Raw genomic sequence first — 18,287 nt, 5'->3', positions numbered from 1 at the left:
ATGTTCTGGCCGATGTTCGCGGTAGCTGTGGGTTTCGTGGGTCTCGCCGTCCTCGGCGTGCTCGCCGTACGGGTCTTCCTGGAGGCGCAGCGGCTGGGCAGGCAGGTCACGGACTCCGCCCGGCGCATCAACCGCGCCGCGGAGGATCTGGAGCGCGCCTCCATGAGCGCGGCCCGGGCCGCGGACTCGCTGTGAGAGGCCTCGTGCGCCACCTGTGAGTTCCGAGTGTGGTGCGCTTTGGGTCCATTCGCCCTGTCACTTGAGTGGCCCCGGCAGGTACGCTGCTGGTCGCGGTCCGGAGAACGAGGCGCGGATCGCGAACCGGGAGTACGCACAGGGATTGCCACGCGTTCACCCCTGAGCGTTACGATCGCTGTCAGCACGATCGTTCGGACACCTGTCCGACCGGTCGGACAGCACCCCACTCAAGCCGCCTCGGTGAGAAGGTAAAGACTTATGTTCGGAAGGCTCGGCGCCCCCGAGATCATTCTCATCCTCGTCGTCATCATCCTGCTGTTCGGCGCGAAGAAGCTTCCGGACATGGCGCGCTCGCTCGGCAAGTCCGCGCGCATCCTGAAGAGCGAGGCCAAGGCGATGAAGACCGAGGGCCAGGACAACGCGTCCGCTCCCGCGGCCCCGCCGCAGGACGACCAGCAGAACCCGGCGCAGCGCACCATCCAGGCCGCCCCGGGCGACGTCACCAGCTCGCGCCCGGTCTCCGAGCCGACGGACACGACCAAGCGCTGACGCAGGGCCGGTGACCTCCGGCCCGCCGCACGAGATGGGAACGTGGGTTGCTGAAGTCTGCCCGCAAAGAGGAGAAGGATCCCGAGGGGCGGATGCCCCTCGCGGAACACCTGCGTGAGCTCCGCAACCGGCTCGCGAAGGCGCTGCTGGCCATCGTCGTCGTGACGGTCGTCGCAGCCTTCTTCTACAACGACATCATCAACTTCCTGACGAAGCCGATTCTGGACTCGATCGGTTGCGACAAGACCTTCGAGCAGCTCGCCAGTTCGTCCGAGACCACCGATAAGTGCGCCCGGATCACGATCAACGGTCTGCTCGCGCCCTTCACACTGGCCCTCCAGGTCTCGTTGATGGCGGGCATCGTGCTGGCCTCGCCGATCTGGCTGTACCAGCTCTGGGCGTTCATCGCCCCCGGCCTGCACCGCCACGAGAAGAAGTACGCCTACGCCTTCGTCTTCACCGGCGCCCCGTTGTTCATGGGCGGCGGCTACTTCGCGTACTCGGTGCTTCCCACCACCGCGAAGGTGCTGATCGACTTCACCCCGAGCGGCAGCATCGAGAACCTGCTGCCCCTGGACGATCTGCTCCAGCTCGTCACCCGCATGGTGATCGTCTTCGGTCTCTCCTTCGAACTTCCCCTGCTGCTGGTCATGCTCAACCTCACCGGAATGATCACCGGTAAGCGGATGCTCGGCTGGTGGCGGGCGATGATCATGGGCATCACCGTGTTCGCCGCCGTGGCGACACCGAGCACGGACCCGCTGAGCATGCTGGCGCTGGCCGGCCCCATCTGGGTGCTGTACTTCGTGGCGACGCTCTTCTCCCTGGTCAACGACAGGCGTCGGCGTCGCCGCGACGCTCTGGGCCCCGATGACGACGAGGCCTCCGAGCTGGATCTCACGCCCGAGGACGTCGGCGAGGTCGAGACCGTCTCCGCAAGCCGGGCGCTGCCCGAGCAGTCGAGCACGGAACGGGTCAACGGGTACGACGACGTGACCTGACCTGATCTTCCGCACCGCGCACGAAGGGCTCACCGGGACGAACCGGTGGGCCCTCTGTCGTCGGGCCTCCGGCTCACCCTCCTGAGGCCGTGGGCAGTTCCACGGTGATGCGGAGCCCGCCGGCAGGGCGCGGGGTGAGCGTGAGGGTTCCGTCGTGTGCCTCGGTGATGGTCTTGACGATGGCCAGACCCAGGCCGACGCCCGCCTGGTCGGTGTGGATGCGCTCGGTGCCGCGCCGGAAGGGCTCGGTGAGGGTCGCGACCAGCTGGGGGGTGAGCCGCTCGCCGGTGTTCTCGACGGTGAGTACCGCGCTCCGGGGGCGGACGCCGGTGTGGACCCGGACGGTGCCCTGTTCCGGCAGGTTGTGGACGATCGCGTTGTGGACGAGGTTCGTGGTGAGCTGGAGCAGGAGCGCGGGCGATCCGAGCGCGGGCGTGATGTCGCCGCGGGTCTCGATGGTGACGCCGTGCTTCTCCGCGAGCGGGTGGAGCGTTTCGGCCGCTTCCTCCGCGACGAGGGACAGGTCGACGTGTTCGCGGGTGAAGGACCGCTGCTTGGCGCGGCTGAGCAGGAGCAGTGCCTCGGTGAGGTCGATGGCCCGGGTGTTGACGGTGTGGAGGCGGTCGACGAGTTCGCCGGTGTCGTGGTGCGGGTCGGCGCGGGCGACGTCGATGAGTGCCTTCGAGATCGCCAGTGGGGTACGCAGTTCGTGGGAGGCGTTGGCGGCGAATCTCTGCTGTTCCGCGACGTGTGCTTCTAGCTGCGCGAGCATCATGTCGAAGGCGTCGGCGAGTTCGCGGAACTCGTCCCTGCGGCCCGGCAGTTCGATCCGGTGGGACAGCGAGCCGGCCGTGGCCGTGCGGGTGGCGTGTGCGATGCGGTCCAGAGGGGCGAGCATGCGTCCGGCGAGGATCCATCCTCCCAGGAGGCCGAACACCAGGAGGAACACCATGACCGCGGCGGCCGTCGAGGCGAAACCGCGCACGAAGAGGGTGCCCGGAGTGACTCTCACCGCCCCCGATTCATTGGTCTGCAACCACCCCTGCCGCAGGAGGAACACGCCCACGGCGACGAGCAGGAAGACCCCCGCGAGCAGGAGGAATCCGGCGTAGCTGAGGGTGAGTTTGAGGCGGACGCTCAAGCCGGGCTGCCTGTGCACGGTCACCACCCCCATGAGTGGGACTCATCCTCTGAGGGGGACTCATCCTCGATGATCAAGGCCCGCATACGTCGAGGCTACGAGCGGGCACATATCGTCGGCGTATCGAGAACTGCATACGCCCGGGCAACATCCCCCCGTATCGACTGCTCGCATGTCCTACAGCGAACCAGTACGAGCGGTCGGGAACCCGGTCGTCAGGCCGATCAGCGCTGCCGAGCATGTGGCGTTCGTGCGGGCCCAGCGGTCGGTCAGCTTTCTCCAGACCCCGGCGTGGGGCCGCGTCAAGACCGAGTGGCGCAGCGAGTCCCTCGGCTGGTTCGCCGGTCGGCGTCTGATCGGTGCGGGGCTCGTCCTGCACCGCCCGGTGCCGCGGCTCGACCGCTTCACGCTGGCGTATCTGCCCGAGGGCCCGGTCATCGACTGGGGCGGCGAGATCGGGGCGTGGCTCGATCCGCTGGCGGTGTATCTCAAGGCGCACGGCGCGTTCGCGATCCGGCTCGGCCCGCCGGTGGTCACGGACACGTGGAGCGCCGCCCAGGTCAAGGAGGGCGTCGCCGATCCGGACATCAGGCGGCTGACCGACCTGCCCGGGCAGGGGAGTTACCCGGTCGGCGCCCGCGTGAGCAGGCGGCTCAAGGACGCGGGCTGGCTGCCGCAGAGCCCGCAGGACGGGTTCGGGGTCGGGCATCCCCAGTTCAAGTACGAGGTCCCGCTGGCGGGCAGGACCGAGGACGAACTGCTCAGGGTCATGAACCAGCAGTGGCGCCGCAACATCAAGAAGGCGGCCAAGGAGGGCGTCGAGGTCACGGTCGGCGCGGGTGCGCAGGACCTCAAGGCGTTTCACGACCTCTACGTCCACACCGCCGAGCGCGACCGCTTCACGCCCCGGCCGCTGCGCTACTTCGAGACCATGTTCGCGGCGCTGAGCGCCGAGGACCCCGAGCGGATCACGCTCTATCTGGCCCACCACCAGGGCGACCTGGTCGCCGCCACCGTCCTGGTCCGCGTCGGCGCGCACGCGGTGTACGCCTATGGCGCCTCCGCCACCGAGAAGCGTGAGGTGCGCGGCTCCAACGCCTGCCAGTGGGCGATGATCCGCGACGCGCTCGCGGCCGGCTGCGACGTGTACGACCTGCGCGGCATCACCCCCACCCTCGACGCCGACGACCCGCACGTCGGCCTGGTCCGGTTCAAGGTCGGCACCGGCGGCCGGGCGGTGCGGTACGTCGGCGAGTGGGACCTGCCGCTGCGGCCGATGGTCTACCGGGCCTTCGACCTCTACATGAGACGGCGCGGGCGCTGAGCCTCATGGCCGACTACGCGAGTGCGGCGGCGACTTCGTCGAAGCGCACCCCGCGGGACGCCTTGACCAGCACCACATCGCCGGCCGTGAGCCGGCCGCGCAGCCAGTCGACGGCCGCGTCGTTGCCGCCGAGGACCACCGCCCGCTCGCCCGCGCCGTCGGCGATCGGCCGGGCGGCCTCGCCGACGGCGGCCACCACGTCGGCCCGGGCGGCGGCGTACGCCCCGACGGCCCGGTGCTCGGCCTCGCTGTCGTCGCCGAGTTCGAGCATCTCGCCCAGTACGGCGATGCGGCGCCCGCCCTCGACGGCCGCCAGCGCGTCCAGGGCGGCGCGGACCGAGTCGGGATTGGCGTTGTAGGAGTCGTTGAGCAGCGTCGCCCCGCAGGCGAGGTCGCGCGGCTCCATCCGCCACGGCGACAGCGAGGCGGTGGCCAGCGCCGCCGCGGCCAGGCCGAGGGGAACGCCGGCCGCGAGTGCCGCCGCCGCGGCGGCCGACGCGTTGAGCGCCTGGTGGGCGCCGACGAGCGGCAGCGTGACGGGAGCCGAGGCGGCGCCGGCCCGCAGCGTGCAGGAAGGCCGGCCCAGCCGGTCGAGGACCAGGCCGAGCGCCCGTACGTCGGCGTGGGCCGCCCGGCCGAAGGTCAGCACCGGCCCGTCGGTGAGCGCGCGCATCGCGGCCACCCGGGGATCGTCGGCGTTGAGGACGGCGGTGCCGCCGGGCGCGAGCCCCCGCACCAGTTCGCCCTTGGTCCGGGCGATGGCGGCGCGCGACCCGAACTCACCGAGGTGGGCCAGGCCGGCGTTGAGGACGACGGCGATGTCGGGCGCGACCAGGCCGGTGAGCGCGGCGATGTCGCCGACATGGCGGGCTCCCATCTCCAGGACGAGGAACCGGGTGGCCGCCCGGGCGCGCAGCATGGTGAGCGGCACCCCGAGTTCGTTGTTGAGCGAGCCGATCGTGGCGACCGTCGGCCCGGCGCCCGAAAGGACGCCCGCCAGCAGGTCCTTGGTGCCGGTCTTGCCCTGCGAGCCGGTCACCCCGACGACGGTCAGCCCGTCGCGCAGCCGGGCCACGACGTGGGCGGCGAGCAGGTGCAGCGCGGCCCGGGTGTCCTCGACGACGACGGTGGGCAGCGGCGTGGGCCGGGAGCCGAGCACGGCCACCGCACCGGCCCGCCCGGCCTGCTCCGCGTAGTCATGGCCGTCGGCGTGCTCGCCGGTGAAGGCGACGAAGAGGCCGCCCGGATCGGCCCGCCGACCGTCGAGCACGGCCGGCGCGGTCACGGTCACGGATGTGTCGCCCTCGGCTTTTCCGCCGACGATTTCGGCGATCTCTCCGACGCTGAGCGGAATCACGCCGATTCCCGGGAAGTCGTGCCTGGTTCGCTGAAAGTCATGCCTCCAGTCAAGGCGCCGGGACGTATCGCGAGCATATGGAAAACCCCATACGCTCCGGCAACAGAACGCCGCTTTGACTGGAGGCATGACCCACAGCGAAAAGACCCGCATCACCATGTACGGGTGCGGTCCGGACGAAGCCGTTCTGTTCCGCGAGCTGGCTCCCGCTCTCGGTGTGCGGCCGGCCATCACCGACGCACCGGTCTCCGAAGCCACTGCCGAACTGGCCTCCGGCAGCCGGTGCATCAGTGTCGGCCACAAGACGCCCGTCACCCACGCCACTCTGCGTGCACTCGACCGGGCCGGAGTGGCCTATGTCTCCACGCGGAGCATCGGCCGCAACCACATCGACGTGGAATACGCGGAGAGCATCGGCATCCGTGTCGAAAACGTCTCCTACTCGCCGGACAGCGTGGCCGACCACACGCTGATGCTCATGCTGATGGCGATACGGGATGCGAAATCCATCGTCCGGCGCACCGACATGCACGACTACCGACTGAGCGAACTGCGCGGAAAAGAGCTGCGCGATCTGACCGTCGGAGTGATCGGAACAGGCCGTATCGGCGCGGCGGTCATGGGCCGGCTCCGGGGTTTCGGCTGCCGAATGGTGGCCCATGACAATCGCCCCGTCGACCGTCCCGGGATTGCTGTCGAGTACGTTCCGCTCGATGAGCTGCTGCGGCGGAGCGACCTGATCACCCTGCATGCGCCGCTCACCCCGCAGACACGCCATCTGCTGAATCGACGGCGCCTTGCGCGGATGAAGAACGGTGCGCTGATCGTCAACACCGGGCGTGGTGCGCTCATCGACACCGAGGCTCTGGTGCAGGAACTGGAGAGCGGCAGGCTGGGCGGTGCGGCGCTGGATGTCGTAGAAGGCGAGGAAGGCATCTTCTACGGCGACTGCCGGGACATACCCATCGAAAGCAAAGCACTGTTGCGGCTTCAGGAGTTGCCGAACGCGCTCATCACTCCGCACACCGCCTACTACACGGACCACGCCCTGCGCGACACCGTGAAGAACTCCCTCACCAACTGTCTGGCATTCGAAAGCGGGAATCAGCATGGCTAAGCTGAAGGTCGGCGTCATATTCGGTGGCCGTTCCGAGGAGCACTCCGTCTCCGTCAAGTCGGCGCGCGAGGTGGCCCGGAACCTCGATCTCGACAGGTACGAACCCTTCTACGTCGGGATCACCGAGAGCGGTGCCTGGAAGCTCTGCGACGGGCCCGAAGCGGAGTGGGAGAACGGCGCCTGCCGTCCGGTCGCGCTGTCTCCGGACAGCACCACGCACGGACTGCTCCTTCTGGAACAGGGGCGCCACGGAACGATCCGGCTGGACGTCGTGCTGCCCGTGCTGCACGGCACACTCGGCGAGGACGGCGCGATGCAGGGTCTGCTGGAACTCTCCGGAATCCCGTACATCGGCTGCGACATCCAGAGTTCCGCCGTGTGCATGGACAAATCGCTCGCCTACGTCGTCGCCAGAAGCGCCGGAATCGCCACGCCGAACTTCTGGACCGTCACGGCGAACGAGACCATCGATCCCGCACAGCTCACCTATCCGGTCTTCGTGAAACCGGCCCGCTCGGGATCGTCCTTCGGCGTCACCAAGGTGTCCCGGGAAGCGGAACTTCCGAGTGCGGTCGGCCTGGCGCGGCGGTACGACTCGAAGGTGCTGATCGAAGAGGCTGTCGTGGGCAGTGAAATCGGCTGCGCCATCCTCGGGAACGAGGCGGATCTCGTGGCCGGCGAGGTGGACCGCATCGCGCTCTCGCACGGATTCTTCAGGATCCATCAGGAAGACACCCCCGAGACCGGTTCCGAGAACTCCACGGCGATCGTTCCCGCAGACATTCCGGAAGAGTCACGTCTGCTCGTCCAGGAAACGGCCAAGGCCGTGTACCGGGCCCTGGGGTGCAGCGGCCTTTCACGGGTGGACATGTTCCTCAAGGTGGACGGAGAAGTCGTCCTCAACGAGGTCAACACCTTCCCCGGCATGACCTCGTACAGCCGCTATCCCAGGATGATGGCCGCCGCGGGTTTGCCGCTCTCCGAGGTGATCGACCGGACGGTGTCCCTCGCCCTCACAGGGAAAATCCGGTGAAGTCGATGAGAACGATGGAACCGAAGGAGTCGAAGGAGTCGATGAAGGACGACTTCGTCTTCGTGGACGAGCTGGGGCCCGGAATACGCTGGGATGCCAAGTACGCCACCTGGGACAACTTCACCGGCAAACCGGTGGACGGGTATCTGGCCAATCGGGTCGTCGGCACGAGGGCTCTGTGCGCGGCCCTGGAACGGGTACGGGAGAAGGCCGGAACGCGGGGATTCGGCCTGCTGCTCTGGGACGGCTATCGCCCGCAGCGCGCCGTCGACTGCTTTCTGCGCTGGTCACGGCAGCCGGAGGACGGCCGGACCAAGCCGCGGCACTATCCGAACATCGGCAGGGCCGAGATGTTCGAGAACGGATATGTGGCCCCCAGGTCGGGCCACAGCCGGGGCAGCACCATCGACCTCACGCTCTATGACCTGGCCACCGGTGAGCTCCTTCCCATGGGCGGCGACCATGACCTGATGGATCCCGTCTCGCACCATGGTGCCCAAGGGATCACGCCCGTCGAAGCGCGGAACCGGCAGCACCTGCGGTCCCTCATGGAGACGTGCGGTTTCAGCGCGTACGCCTGCGAGTGGTGGCATTACACGCTCGACGACGAGCCCTATCCGGACACCTATTTCGATTTCCCCATCACGTAGGACGCCGGGGGAGGGCGAGGGCGAAGGGCGGCACGGGGCTCGGGGCGGATGCCGACGGCCGCTGTCCTGGACCCCGAGCCGCGGCCGCCGGGCGTCGCCGGGCGTCCCCGGTCGTTCTGGGATGCGGGACGGTCGATAAAGATCGAGTGGACTGTCAGTGGTGGCGGGTAGTCTCGTAGACAAGATGACAGAGGACCTCTCCCCGGCCGAGCGGTACGCGGCAGCACGCAGGCGCGCTGTCGAGCAGGCCACCGCGCTCGCTACCTTCCGCGAGATGTACGACTTCGGCCTCGACCCCTTCCAGATCGAGGCCTGTCAGGCTCTCGAGGCGGGGAAGGGCGTTCTGGTGGCCGCGCCCACCGGCTCCGGCAAGACGATCGTCGGCGAGTTCGCCGTCCACCTCGCCCTCCAGCAGGGCAAGAAGTGTTTCTACACGACACCCATCAAGGCGCTGTCGAACCAGAAGTACGCCGACCTGTGCCGCCGCTACGGCGCCGAGAAGGTGGGCCTGCTCACCGGCGACAACAGCGTCAACTCCGATGCCCCGGTGGTCGTGATGACCACCGAGGTGCTGCGGAACATGCTCTACGCGGGCTCGCAGACCCTGCTCGGCCTCGGATACGTGGTCATGGACGAGGTGCACTACCTCTCCGACCGCTTCCGGGGCGCCGTATGGGAAGAGGTGATCATCCACCTCCCCGAGTCGGTCACGCTGGTCTCGCTCTCGGCGACCGTGTCCAACGCCGAGGAGTTCGGCGACTGGCTCGACACCGTCCGCGGCGACACCGAGGTGATCGTCTCCGAGCACCGGCCCGTACCGCTGTTCCAGCACGTGCTGGCCGGCCGGCGGATGTACGACCTGTTCGAGGAGGGTGAGGGCAGCAAGAAGGCCGTCAACCCCGACCTCACCCGGCTGGCCCGGATGGAGGCACAGCGTCCGTCGTACCAGGACCGCAGACGCGGCCGTTCGATGCGCGAGGCCGACCGGGAGCGTGAGCGCCGCCAGCGTTCGCGGGTGTGGACGCCGAGCCGGCCCGAGGTCATCGAACGGCTCGACGCCGAGGGACTGCTCCCCGCCATCACGTTCATCTTCAGCCGCGCCGCCTGCGAGGCCGCGGTCCAGCAGTGCCTGCACGCGGGGCTGCGACTGAACGACGACGAGGCGCGGGAGCGGGTGCGGTCGCTGGTGGAGGAGCGCACCGCCTCCATCCCGACCGAGGACCTGCACGTCCTCGGGTACTACGAATGGCTGGAGGGCCTGGAGCGCGGTATCGCAGCCCACCACGCGGGCATGCTGCCGACGTTCAAGGAGGTCGTCGAGGAGCTCTTCGTCCGCGGCCTGGTCAAGGCCGTGTTCGCGACCGAGACGCTCGCCCTGGGCATCAACATGCCCGCCCGCTCGGTGGTGTTGGAGAAGCTCGTCAAGTGGAACGGCGAGCAGCACGCCGACATCACGCCCGGTGAGTACACCCAGCTGACGGGGCGTGCGGGGCGGCGCGGCATCGATGTCGAGGGCCACGCGGTCGTGCTGTGGCAGCGCGGGAGCAGCCCCGAGCACCTCGCGGGACTGGCCGGCACGCGTACGTATCCGCTGCGGTCCAGCTTCAAGCCGTCGTACAACATGGCCGTCAACCTCGTCGAGCAGTTCGGGCGGCACCGCTCGCGGGAGCTGCTGGAGACGTCCTTCGCGCAGTTCCAGGCCGACAAGTCGGTCGTCGGCATCTCGCGCCAGGTGCAGCGCAACGAGGAGGGTCTTGAGGGCTACAAGGCCTCCATGACCTGCCACCTCGGCGACTTCGAGGAGTACGCGCGACTGCGGCGCGACCTGAAGGACCGGGAGACCGAGCTGGCCCGCCAGGGCGTCAACCAGCGGCGCGCCGAGGCCGCCGTCGCGTTGGAGAAGCTCAAGCCGGGTGATGTCATCCATGTGCCGACCGGCAAGTACGCGGGCCTGGCACTGGTGCTGGACCCCGGACTGCCGGCCGGGCGGTCCAACGGCCACCGCGGCTTCGAGCACCACGACGGGCCGCGGCCGCTGGTGCTGACCGCCGAGCGGCAGGTCAAGCGGCTCGCGTCGATGGACTTCCCGGTGCCCGTGGAGGCGCTGGAGCGGATGCGGATCCCGAAGTCCTTCAACCCGCGTTCCCCGCAGTCCCGTCGGGATCTCGCCTCCGCGCTGCGCACCAAGGCGGGGCACATTCCGCCGGAGCGGGCCCGCAAGAAGCGGTCGGACGCCGCCGACGACCGGGAGATCGCCCGGCTGCGGACGGCGATCCGCGCGCACGCCTGCCACGGGTGCGACGACCGCGAGGACCACGCCCGGTGGGCCGAGCGGTATCACCGACTGCTGCGGGACACCTCGCAGTTGGAGCGGCGCATCGAGGGGCGCACGAACACCATCGCGCGGACCTTCGACCGGATCGTCGCGCTGCTGACCGAGCTGGACTACCTGCGCGGCGACGAGGTCACCGAACACGGCAAGCGGCTCGCCCGGTTGTACGGTGAGCTCGACCTGCTGGCCAGCGAGTGTCTGCGGGCAGGCGTCTGGGACGGGCTGGCTCCGGCCGAACTGGCCGCCTGTGTCTCGGCCCTGGTGTACGAGTCGCGGGTCGGCGACGACGCGATGGCGCCGAAGCTGCCCTCGGGCAAGGCCAAGGCCGCGCTCGGGGAGATGGTGCGGATCTGGGGGCGGCTGGACGCCCTGGAGGAGGACTTCCGGATCAGCCAGACCGAGGGCGTCGGGCAGCGCGAGCCGGATCTCGGGTTCGCCTGGGCCGCGTACATGTGGGCGTCGGGCAAGGGGCTCGACGAGGTCCTGCGTGAGGCGGAGATGCCGGCGGGGGACTTCGTGCGCTGGTGCAAGCAGGTGATCGACGTGCTCGGGCAGATCTCGGCGGCGGCTCCCGTGTCCGGCGGGGAGAGCTCGACCGTCGCCAAGAACGCGCGCAAGGCGGTTGATCAGTTGCTGCGGGGGGTTGTGGCCTACTCGTCGGTGGGGTGATCTTGTCGGGTGGCTGCGCGCCGGTCGTGGCTGGTCGCGCAGTTCCCCGCGCCCCTTAGGGTGATCAGCTTTCCCTGTGCTCCAGATAGTTCCGCCAGCTCGCGTATCGCGTGATGTCCTCGGCGTTTGTCAGGGCCTCTGGTTCGCACAAGAACCCTGGAACCTGGGTTCCGTTCGCCAGTTCCACCCTGCCCAGTGCCATCGGGCGGGGGAGGGCGGCCAGGAGGCGGCCCAGGCCCTCCGCCGGCAGGCGCCAGACCTCCGTTTCGATCGCCGCGCCACCCTCGCCGACGTGGACCAGGCCCGGCTTGGGCGGCTGGGTCGCCAGGGCGTGCAAGCGGTACACGGGGGCCGTCGTGGTCGTACGGGAGAAACGGGCGCCCAGGGACAGGAGTTGGGGGTTCAGGGGCTGGCCCGTCAGGTGGGCTCCCACCACCGCCAGCTCGGTCTCCGGCTGGAGGAGCGCCGCGACCCTCGCGAGGCGCTCGTCCGTGAAAGCCGGGCCGATCAGCATGACGCCGAAGGGGAGGCCGTCGACCTCGCCGGCCGGGACGGCGACCGCCGCCAGGTCGAAGAGATTGGTGGAGTTGGTGAAGCGGCCCAGCCGGGCGTTGGCGCCCAGCGGGTCGGCGGCCACGTCGGCGAGGGTCGGGTGGCCGGGAGTGGTCGGCAGCAACAGGGCGTCGGCGTCGGCCAGTTCCGCCAGGGCGCGGGTGCGCAGGGTCGCCAGGTGGGCGGTGTCGGTGAAGAGCCGGTGGGCCGGGATGTCACGGGCCCGGGTGATGATGCCGGCCACGGTGGGGTCGAGGGAGTCATCCCCCTCGGCTGTTGCCTTGTCGACAAAGCTCCCCACGGCCGTGTAGCGCTCGGCGACGAACGCGCCCTGGTAGAGCATCGCGGCGGCCTCGATGAAGGGGCCGAGGTCGATTTCCCGTACCGACGCGCCCGCCGCGGCCAGTCGGTCGACGGCGTCGTCGTAGGCCTCGGCCCAGCCCTCGTCCAGTTCGCCGAGGTGCGCGCGGGAGGCGACCGCGATGCGCCAGGGCCCCGGCGCGCGCTGCGGGAGGGGCGCAAGGTCGCGGTCGGGCGGCGACGCCATGTACGCGAGGGCCTGCTCGGCCTCCGGGAGCGTGCGGGCGAAGACGGTCACGCAGTCGATCGACGCGCAGGCCGGGACGACACCCGCCGTGGGGACCAGGCCCCGGGTGGGCTTGAGGCCGACGATGCCGTTGAAGGCGGCCGGGACGCGGCCCGAGCCCGCGGTGTCGGTGCCGAGCGCGACATCCACGATGCCGAGCGCCACGGCGACCGCCGAGCCGGCACTGGAGCCGCCGCTCACCCTCGACGGGTCGTGCGCGCTGCGGACCGCGCCGTACGGCGACCGGGTCCCCACCAGGCCCGTCGCGAACTGGTCCAGGTTCGTGGTGCCCAGCACGATCGCGCCGGCGGCACGGAGGCGGGCGACGACCGGCGCGTCCGCCTCGGGGGCGTAGGCGTACGACGGGCAGCCCGCGGTGGTGGGCAGGCCGGCCACGTCGATGTTGCCCTTGGCGGCGAACAGGCGGCCGGCGAGAGGGAGGTGGTCGCCCGCGGCGAGCCGCTCGTCGACCGCACGGGCCTCTGCCTCGACCTCCGGTGCCGGGCGCAGGTCGATCCAGATCTCGGGGCGGTTCACGGCCTCGATACGGGCGTAGGCGGCCCGGACGCGGGCGACGGTGCGGGACATCTGCTTCTCCTGTTTCACTGAGCGGCGGGGGCCAGGTCTCACTGAGCGGCGGGGGCCAGGACGACCAGGGCCGTTCCCGCCTCCACCTGGTCACCCGGTCCGGCCAGGATCTCCGCGACCACGCCGGTGATCGGCGCGGGCACCCGGGACTCCATCTTCATGGCCTCCAGGGTGAGCAGCGGTTGTCCGGCCGTCACGGTGTCGCCGGGTTCGACGTTCACCTGCCATACGGAGGCGGCGAACTCGGCTTCCACCAGGCGGCCGCCCGCGGGGATCTCGATGTCCTTCGGGGGTGCGGCCGGCGCGGCCACGGCTTCGGCGCGGGTGAACTCGCCCGCGGCCTCCCAGGCGTCCCGTTCCGCCGAGAAGGCCGCCTGCTGGCGGGACCTGAACTCCGCGACGGACCCGGCGTGCTCGGCCAGGAAGGCCTGGTACTCGGCGAGCGAGAAGGTGCCCTCCTCGATGCGCGGGACGAAGCGGCCGGAGATGATGTCGGCGCGCAGCTGAAGGAGTTCGTCCGCGTCCACCGGATACCACCTGATCCGGTCGAAGAAGCGCAGCAGCCAGGGCGAGCCCGGCTCGAACGCGCCCCGCTGCTGCCAGGCCGACCACACCTGGGTCGTCCGGCCCACGAACTGGTAGCCGCCGGGACCCTCCATGCCGTACACGCACAGGTACGCGCCGCCGATGCCGACGGAGTTCTCCGCCGTCCAGGTGCGCGCCGGGTTGTACTTGGTGGTCACCAGGCGGTGGCGCGGGTCGAGCGGGGTGGCCACGGGGGCGCCCAGGTAGACGTCTCCCAGGCCCAGGACGAGGTATTCGGCGTCGAAGACCGTGCGGTGGACGTCCTCGACGGACTCCAGGCCGTTGACGCGGCGGATGAACTCGATGTTCCACGGGCACCAGGGCGCGTCGTCGCGGACGCCCGCCATGTAGCGGGCGATCGCCTCGCGGGTCGCCGGGTCGTCCCAGGACAGGGGGAGATGGACCGTGCGGGAGGGGACCACCAGTTCGTCGGTCGGGGGCAGGGAAGCGGTGATCTCCCGGACGGCGGCGAGGAGTTCGGGCTGGGGGAGGCGGTTCGGGTCCGCCTGGATCTGGAGGGAGCGGATGCCGGGGGTGAGGTCGGTGATGCCCTCCGGGCCCTGTCCGGCCACCGCCTCCATCAGGGCGTGGACGCGCATCCGCAGGGCCAGGTCCAGCTGCATGGGGCCGAACTCGACCAGCAGGTTGTCGTCGCCGCTGCGGCGGTAGGTCACGTCGCCGTCGCGGGCGAGGATGCCGCCGTCCACGATGGCCGGGCGGTCCGAGCCGTCGACGTGCACCGGGACGAAGTTGACCGTGTCGCCGGGCCGCAGCTGGCCCAGCTTCCAGCGTTCCCACGAAGCGACCGTCGCCGGGCACACGAACCCGCCGAGCGAGGGGCCGTCCGGGCCGAGCAGCACCGGCATGTCGCCCGTGTAGTCGACGGCGCCGACGGAGTATGGGGTGTCATGGATGTTGGAGGGGTGCAGGCCCGCCTCGCCGCCGTCGGTGCGCGCCCAGCGCGGCTTCGGGCCGACCAGGCGGACACCGGTGCGCGCCGAGTTGAAGTGGACCTTCCAGTCGGCGGCGTAGAAGTCGTGGATGTCGTCCTCGGTGAAGAACTCCGGGGCGGCATGCGGGCCTTCGACGGCGCCGATGTGCCACGTCGAGCCGTAGGAGGGGATGTCGGTGACCGGTGTCCCCTCGGCCCCCTCGGCCGGGCCTCCGCCGTGCAGCACATCCCCGGTGCGCAGCGCCCGGCCGCCGTGCCCGCCGAACCGGCCGAGCGTGAAGGTGCTCGCGCTGCCCAGGAAGGCGGGGACGTCGAGACCTCCGGCGAACAGCACGTAGGTCCGCAGGCCGTGGGCGTGGGGGGCGCCGATCTCCAGTACGGCGCCCGCCGGAACCGGCACCGGCTCCCACTGGGCGATGGGCGTGCCGTCCACGGTGACCGGGGCCGGCGCGCCCGTCACACACACGGTCGTGGGGTGCGTGAACCGCAGCGCCGGCCCCTGGAGCGTGCATTCGAGGCCCGGCGCGCTCTCGTCGTTGCCGAGCGCGCGGTTGCCGAGCCGGAAGGAACGGTCGTCCATCGGGCCGCACGGCGGCACCCCGACCTGCCAGTGACCGGTACGGCCCGGCCAGTCCTGCACGGTGGTGAGCGTGCCGCCCGCGACGACCTCGATCCGGGGCGTCGGGTCGCTCACGGAGGCGAGCGTCGCGGTGGAGTGCGCGGCCCGCCGGAAGTCCGGCCGGGTGAGCGCCGCCCGCACCAGGCCCAGGTTGGTCTCGATGCCGTCGACACGGGTGCGGGCCAGGGCCTCGTCCAGCCGCTCCAGCGCGCGCTGCCGGTCCGGGCCGTACGCGATGATCTTCGCGAGCATCGGGTCGTACGACGTCGTCACCTCGGTGCCGGTCTCCACCCAGCCGTCGACCCGCACGCCCGGCGGGAACTCCACCCGGGTCAGCAGGCCCGCGCCGGGCCGGTGGTCGCGGGAGGGATCCTCGGCGTACAGGCGCGCCTCGACGGCGTGGCCGCGCGCCGGGCCGGGGGCGCGGACGACGTGTGTCTCGCCGCGGGCGAGGCGGAGCATCCACTCGACCAGGTCGACGCCGTAGATCTCCTCGGTGACCGGATGCTCCACCTGGAGGCGGGTGTTGACCTCCAGGAACCAGGCCTCCTCGTGGGCGGCGTCGTAGACGAACTCGACGGTCCCGGCGGAGCGGTAGTCGACCGACGCGCACAAGTCGCGTGCGGCGACCTTCAGTTGCTCGCGGACGTGGGCGGGCAGGCCGGGGGCCGGGGCCTCCTCCAGCACCTTCTGGTGGCGGCGCTGGAGGGTGCAGTCGCGGTCCCCGAAGGTGACCACGGTGCCGTCGCCGTCGCCGAAGACCTGCACCTCGACATGGCGGGCGTGCTCCACCAGCCGTTCCAGGAAGACGCCGGCCGAGGAGAAGGAGGCGGCGGCCACGCGCTGCACCCGCTCCCAGGCATCCGTGAGTTCGCCGGCGGAGCGACAGGCCGACATGCCGATGCCGCCGCCCCCGCCGGTCGCCTTGAGCATGACGGGATAGCCGATGGCGGCCGCCGCGGACAGCGCCTCGTCCACCGAGCCCAGCAGCCCGGTCCCCGGTGCCAGCGGCACTCCCGCCGCCTCGGCCGCCGCCCGCGCGGTGTGCTTGGCGCCGAACAGCTTCAGCTGCTCGGGCGTGGGCCCCACGAAGACGATCCCGGCCTCCTCGCACCGCCGCGCGAACCCGGCGTCCTCGGACAGGAAGCCGTAGCCGGGATGGATCGCGCCCGCGCCGGTGTCCTTGGCCGCTTTCAGCACCAGGTCGGCGTCGAGGTACGACTCCTTCGCGGGCGCCGGGCCGAGCCGCACCGCCTCGTCGGCGAGCCGGACGTGCGGGGCCGAGCGGTCGGCGTCGGAGTACACCGCCACGGTCCTGAGACCCAGGGCGCGGGCAGTACGGATGATCCGGACCGCTATCTCGCCCCGGTTGGCGACCAGCAGGGTGTCGAAGCTCATGCGGTGGCCCCTCGCTCGCCGGCTCCGGTGATCGTCATCTCCACCGCCGTCGGCTCGAAGCCGTTGCACGGGTTGTTGATCTGCGGGCAGTTGGAGACCAGGACGAGGACGTCCCGCTCGGCGCGCAGGGTCAGGGACAGTCCCGGCGCGGACAGGCCGTCGACGATGCCGAGGGTGCCGTCCTTCTCGACCGGCACGTTCATGTACCAGTTGATGTTGGAGACGAGGTCGCGCTTGCCGAGGCCGTACTTCGCGCCCTCGGCCAGGAAGTTGTCCACGCAGGCGTGCTGCGACCAGGTGTGGTGGCCGTAGCGCAGGGTGTTGGACTCCTTGGAGCAGGCGCCGCCGACCGTGTCGTGCCGGCCCACGTCGTCGGCGACCACCGTCATCAGCGGGGTGTACTCGTTCGACATCAGCACGCTGCCCGTGGTCAGGAAGATCCCGCCCTGGGCGTGGACGGTGTCGGGGGCGCTGTAGCGGACCGAGGTGTCCTGGGCGTCGTAGACGAGGAAGTCGACGGCCTGGTTGCCGTGCAGGTCGGTGATGGTGAGCGTCTCGCCGGCGCGGACGACGGCCGACCAGGCGGCGCGGGCGGGAACGACGGTCTTCACAGGAGCGGCGGCTTTCATGCGAGCCCCCTCGCGGCGAGGAATTCGACGGTGTTGAGGAAGGCGCGGCGGCCCTCGGGAGTGGCGTCCCACAGCGGGTCGCCGGGGCGGGTGGCCTCGGCGCGCCAGGCGAGCACCTCCAGCGGGGTGCTGACGTACTCGGGGCGCGGGTCACAGGGATGCGGCACGTTGGCGATCAGCACGGTGACGTCCTGCTCGGCGCGCAGGGTGACGTGTGCGCCGGGGCCGGCCGAGCCGGTGAAGTCCAGGACGCCGTCCTCGCGGACCTCCACGCCCTGGAAGAAGGACAGGGACGGCGGCAGGTCGCGCGGCTGGAGGCCGTTCTTCGCCGCGGCCAGCTTGAACAGCTCGCGGCCCGCGGGGGAGGGGCCCTGGGGAGTGCCGTCGCCGTAGCGCCCGGTGTTGCGGGCCAGGGTGGAGGTGCCGCACAGGGCGTCGTGCCGGCCGGAGCCGTCGGCGACGACCGAGGCGAGGACGCGGCCCTGGTCGGAGAGGAGCAGCTGCCCCTCGCCGAGGTAGGCGTTCCACTGGACCTTCACCGTGTCGGCGACGTTCAGCCGCTCCCAGGGGCGGTCGGCCGCGTACAGCAGCAGGTGGGCGCAGGCGTCACCGCGCGGATCGGTCAGGCGCAGCTCGGTGCCGCGGGCCAGCATCCGGTGGGTGTAGTTGCCGCCCGCGACCGTCTCGGCCCACACCAGGCGGTCCGCCTCGCAGGGAGGCTCGGGCCAGTCCCGGGCCGGGACGACGGGCATCGCCTCGGCGCGGGCGCCCTCCTGGGCGCGCGCGTGGTCACGGGCTCCGTACGTGGTCTGTGTCGCCATACCGGCACCTCCGGCTGTCGGTCTCGGTCCTGTCCCGCGGGTCGTGGTCTCCGGTGGTCGGGCCTCCGGGGTATTTCTGTCGCTCGACAGAAATTAGGCACAGGGCGCGTCACCTGCGTTGCCGTGGCGTTGCCGACCGGTTACCGGGCCCTCACGAAGATCGCGGAGAGCGCCGGTGTGCGAGGA

Annotated in this window: 14 protein-coding genes; 8 read left to right on the top strand and 6 right to left on the bottom strand. The window is 70.7% G+C overall.

Translation table 11 applies throughout. The annotated features are described in order from the left end of the window. From SLINC_RS09810 to tatC, 3 genes are all read left to right on the top strand, one after another. A complete protein-coding gene (locus SLINC_RS09810; protein ID WP_067429446.1) occupies positions 1-195 on the top strand; it encodes a hypothetical protein in 195 nt (64 codons plus the stop codon). Positions 196-456: 261 nt separating this feature from the next. Further along, on the top strand, positions 457-747 hold the full coding sequence (gene tatA / locus SLINC_RS09805) for a Sec-independent protein translocase subunit TatA (protein WP_067429444.1): 291 nt from the start codon (positions 457-459) through the stop codon (positions 745-747). Positions 748-794: 47 nt separating this feature from the next. Continuing rightward, complete coding sequence (gene tatC, locus SLINC_RS09800; protein WP_079164475.1) at positions 795-1,748, top strand: twin-arginine translocase subunit TatC; 954 nt, start codon at positions 795-797, stop codon at positions 1,746-1,748. 73 nt (positions 1,749-1,821) lie between these two features. Here the strand turns inward: tatC and SLINC_RS09795 are convergent, their stop codons facing one another. Further along, on the bottom strand, positions 1,822-2,907 hold the full coding sequence (locus SLINC_RS09795; protein ID WP_067445187.1) for a sensor histidine kinase: 1,086 nt from the start codon (positions 2,905-2,907) through the stop codon (positions 1,822-1,824). Positions 2,908-3,061: 154 nt separating this feature from the next. Here SLINC_RS09795 and SLINC_RS09790 point away from each other — a divergent pair, with 154 nt between their 5' ends. Then, the gene (locus SLINC_RS09790; RefSeq protein ID WP_067429439.1) at positions 3,062-4,213 is read left to right on the top strand and encodes a lipid II:glycine glycyltransferase FemX; all 1,152 of its coding nucleotides are present in this window, start codon (positions 3,062-3,064) and stop codon (positions 4,211-4,213) included. Between the two features lie 13 nt (positions 4,214-4,226). Here SLINC_RS09790 and SLINC_RS09785 read toward each other — a convergent pair whose 3' ends face one another. Further along, a complete protein-coding gene (locus tag SLINC_RS09785; RefSeq protein ID WP_067429435.1) occupies positions 4,227-5,570 on the bottom strand; it encodes a UDP-N-acetylmuramoyl-tripeptide--D-alanyl-D-alanine ligase in 1,344 nt (447 codons plus the stop codon). Positions 5,571-5,697: 127 nt separating this feature from the next. On the opposite strand from SLINC_RS09785, the gene SLINC_RS09780 reads away from it, so the two are divergent. From SLINC_RS09780 to SLINC_RS09765, 4 genes are all read left to right on the top strand, one after another. After that, complete coding sequence (locus SLINC_RS09780; protein ID WP_067429432.1) at positions 5,698-6,687, top strand: D-isomer specific 2-hydroxyacid dehydrogenase family protein; 990 nt, start codon at positions 5,698-5,700, stop codon at positions 6,685-6,687. After that, positions 6,680-7,720 carry a D-alanine--(R)-lactate ligase VanA-Sc gene (gene vanA-Sc, locus SLINC_RS09775; RefSeq protein WP_067429429.1) on the top strand — a complete coding sequence of 347 codons (1,041 nt, stop codon included), beginning with the start codon at positions 6,680-6,682 and terminating at the stop codon, positions 7,718-7,720. The genes SLINC_RS09780 and vanA-Sc overlap by 8 nt, the downstream gene beginning before the upstream one ends. A gap of 41 nt (positions 7,721-7,761) precedes the next feature. Further along, on the top strand, positions 7,762-8,370 hold the full coding sequence (gene vanX, locus SLINC_RS09770; RefSeq protein ID WP_067445185.1) for a D-Ala-D-Ala dipeptidase VanX: 609 nt from the start codon (positions 7,762-7,764) through the stop codon (positions 8,368-8,370). 184 nt (positions 8,371-8,554) lie between these two features. Continuing rightward, on the top strand, positions 8,555-11,371 hold the full coding sequence (locus tag SLINC_RS09765) for a DEAD/DEAH box helicase (RefSeq protein ID WP_067429426.1): 2,817 nt from the start codon (positions 8,555-8,557) through the stop codon (positions 11,369-11,371). Positions 11,372-11,435: 64 nt separating this feature from the next. Here the strand turns inward: SLINC_RS09765 and atzF are convergent, their stop codons facing one another. Genes atzF through SLINC_RS09745 form a run of 4 tightly spaced genes read right to left on the bottom strand, consistent with a single transcriptional unit; the run spans position 11,436 to position 18,101 of the window. Continuing rightward, a complete protein-coding gene (gene atzF / locus SLINC_RS09760) occupies positions 11,436-13,097 on the bottom strand; it encodes an allophanate hydrolase (RefSeq protein WP_067429423.1) in 1,662 nt (553 codons plus the stop codon). A gap of 38 nt (positions 13,098-13,135) precedes the next feature. Beyond that, entirely contained in the window at positions 13,136-16,651 is a 3,516-nt protein-coding gene (locus tag SLINC_RS09755) for a 5-oxoprolinase/urea amidolyase family protein (RefSeq protein ID WP_067429421.1), read from the bottom strand. Beyond that, positions 16,648-17,280, bottom strand: a complete 633-nt coding sequence (locus SLINC_RS09750) for an urea amidolyase associated protein UAAP2 (protein ID WP_067429419.1) — start codon at positions 17,278-17,280, stop codon at positions 16,648-16,650. Before SLINC_RS09750 ends, SLINC_RS09755 begins: the two co-directional genes overlap by 4 nt. After that, positions 17,277-18,101: an urea amidolyase associated protein UAAP1 gene (locus tag SLINC_RS09745; protein ID WP_067429418.1), complete on the bottom strand. Its 825-nt coding sequence runs from the start codon at positions 18,099-18,101 to the stop codon at positions 17,277-17,279. Before SLINC_RS09745 ends, SLINC_RS09750 begins: the two co-directional genes overlap by 4 nt. Positions 18,102-18,287 lie beyond the last annotated feature (186 nt).

The sequence above is a fragment of the Streptomyces lincolnensis genome, assembly GCF_001685355.1.
Taxonomy (GTDB): domain Bacteria; phylum Actinomycetota; class Actinomycetes; order Streptomycetales; family Streptomycetaceae; genus Streptomyces; species Streptomyces lincolnensis.
Note: the sequence above shows the minus strand (reverse complement) of the source record. Positions and strands in the feature narration are given on the sequence as shown.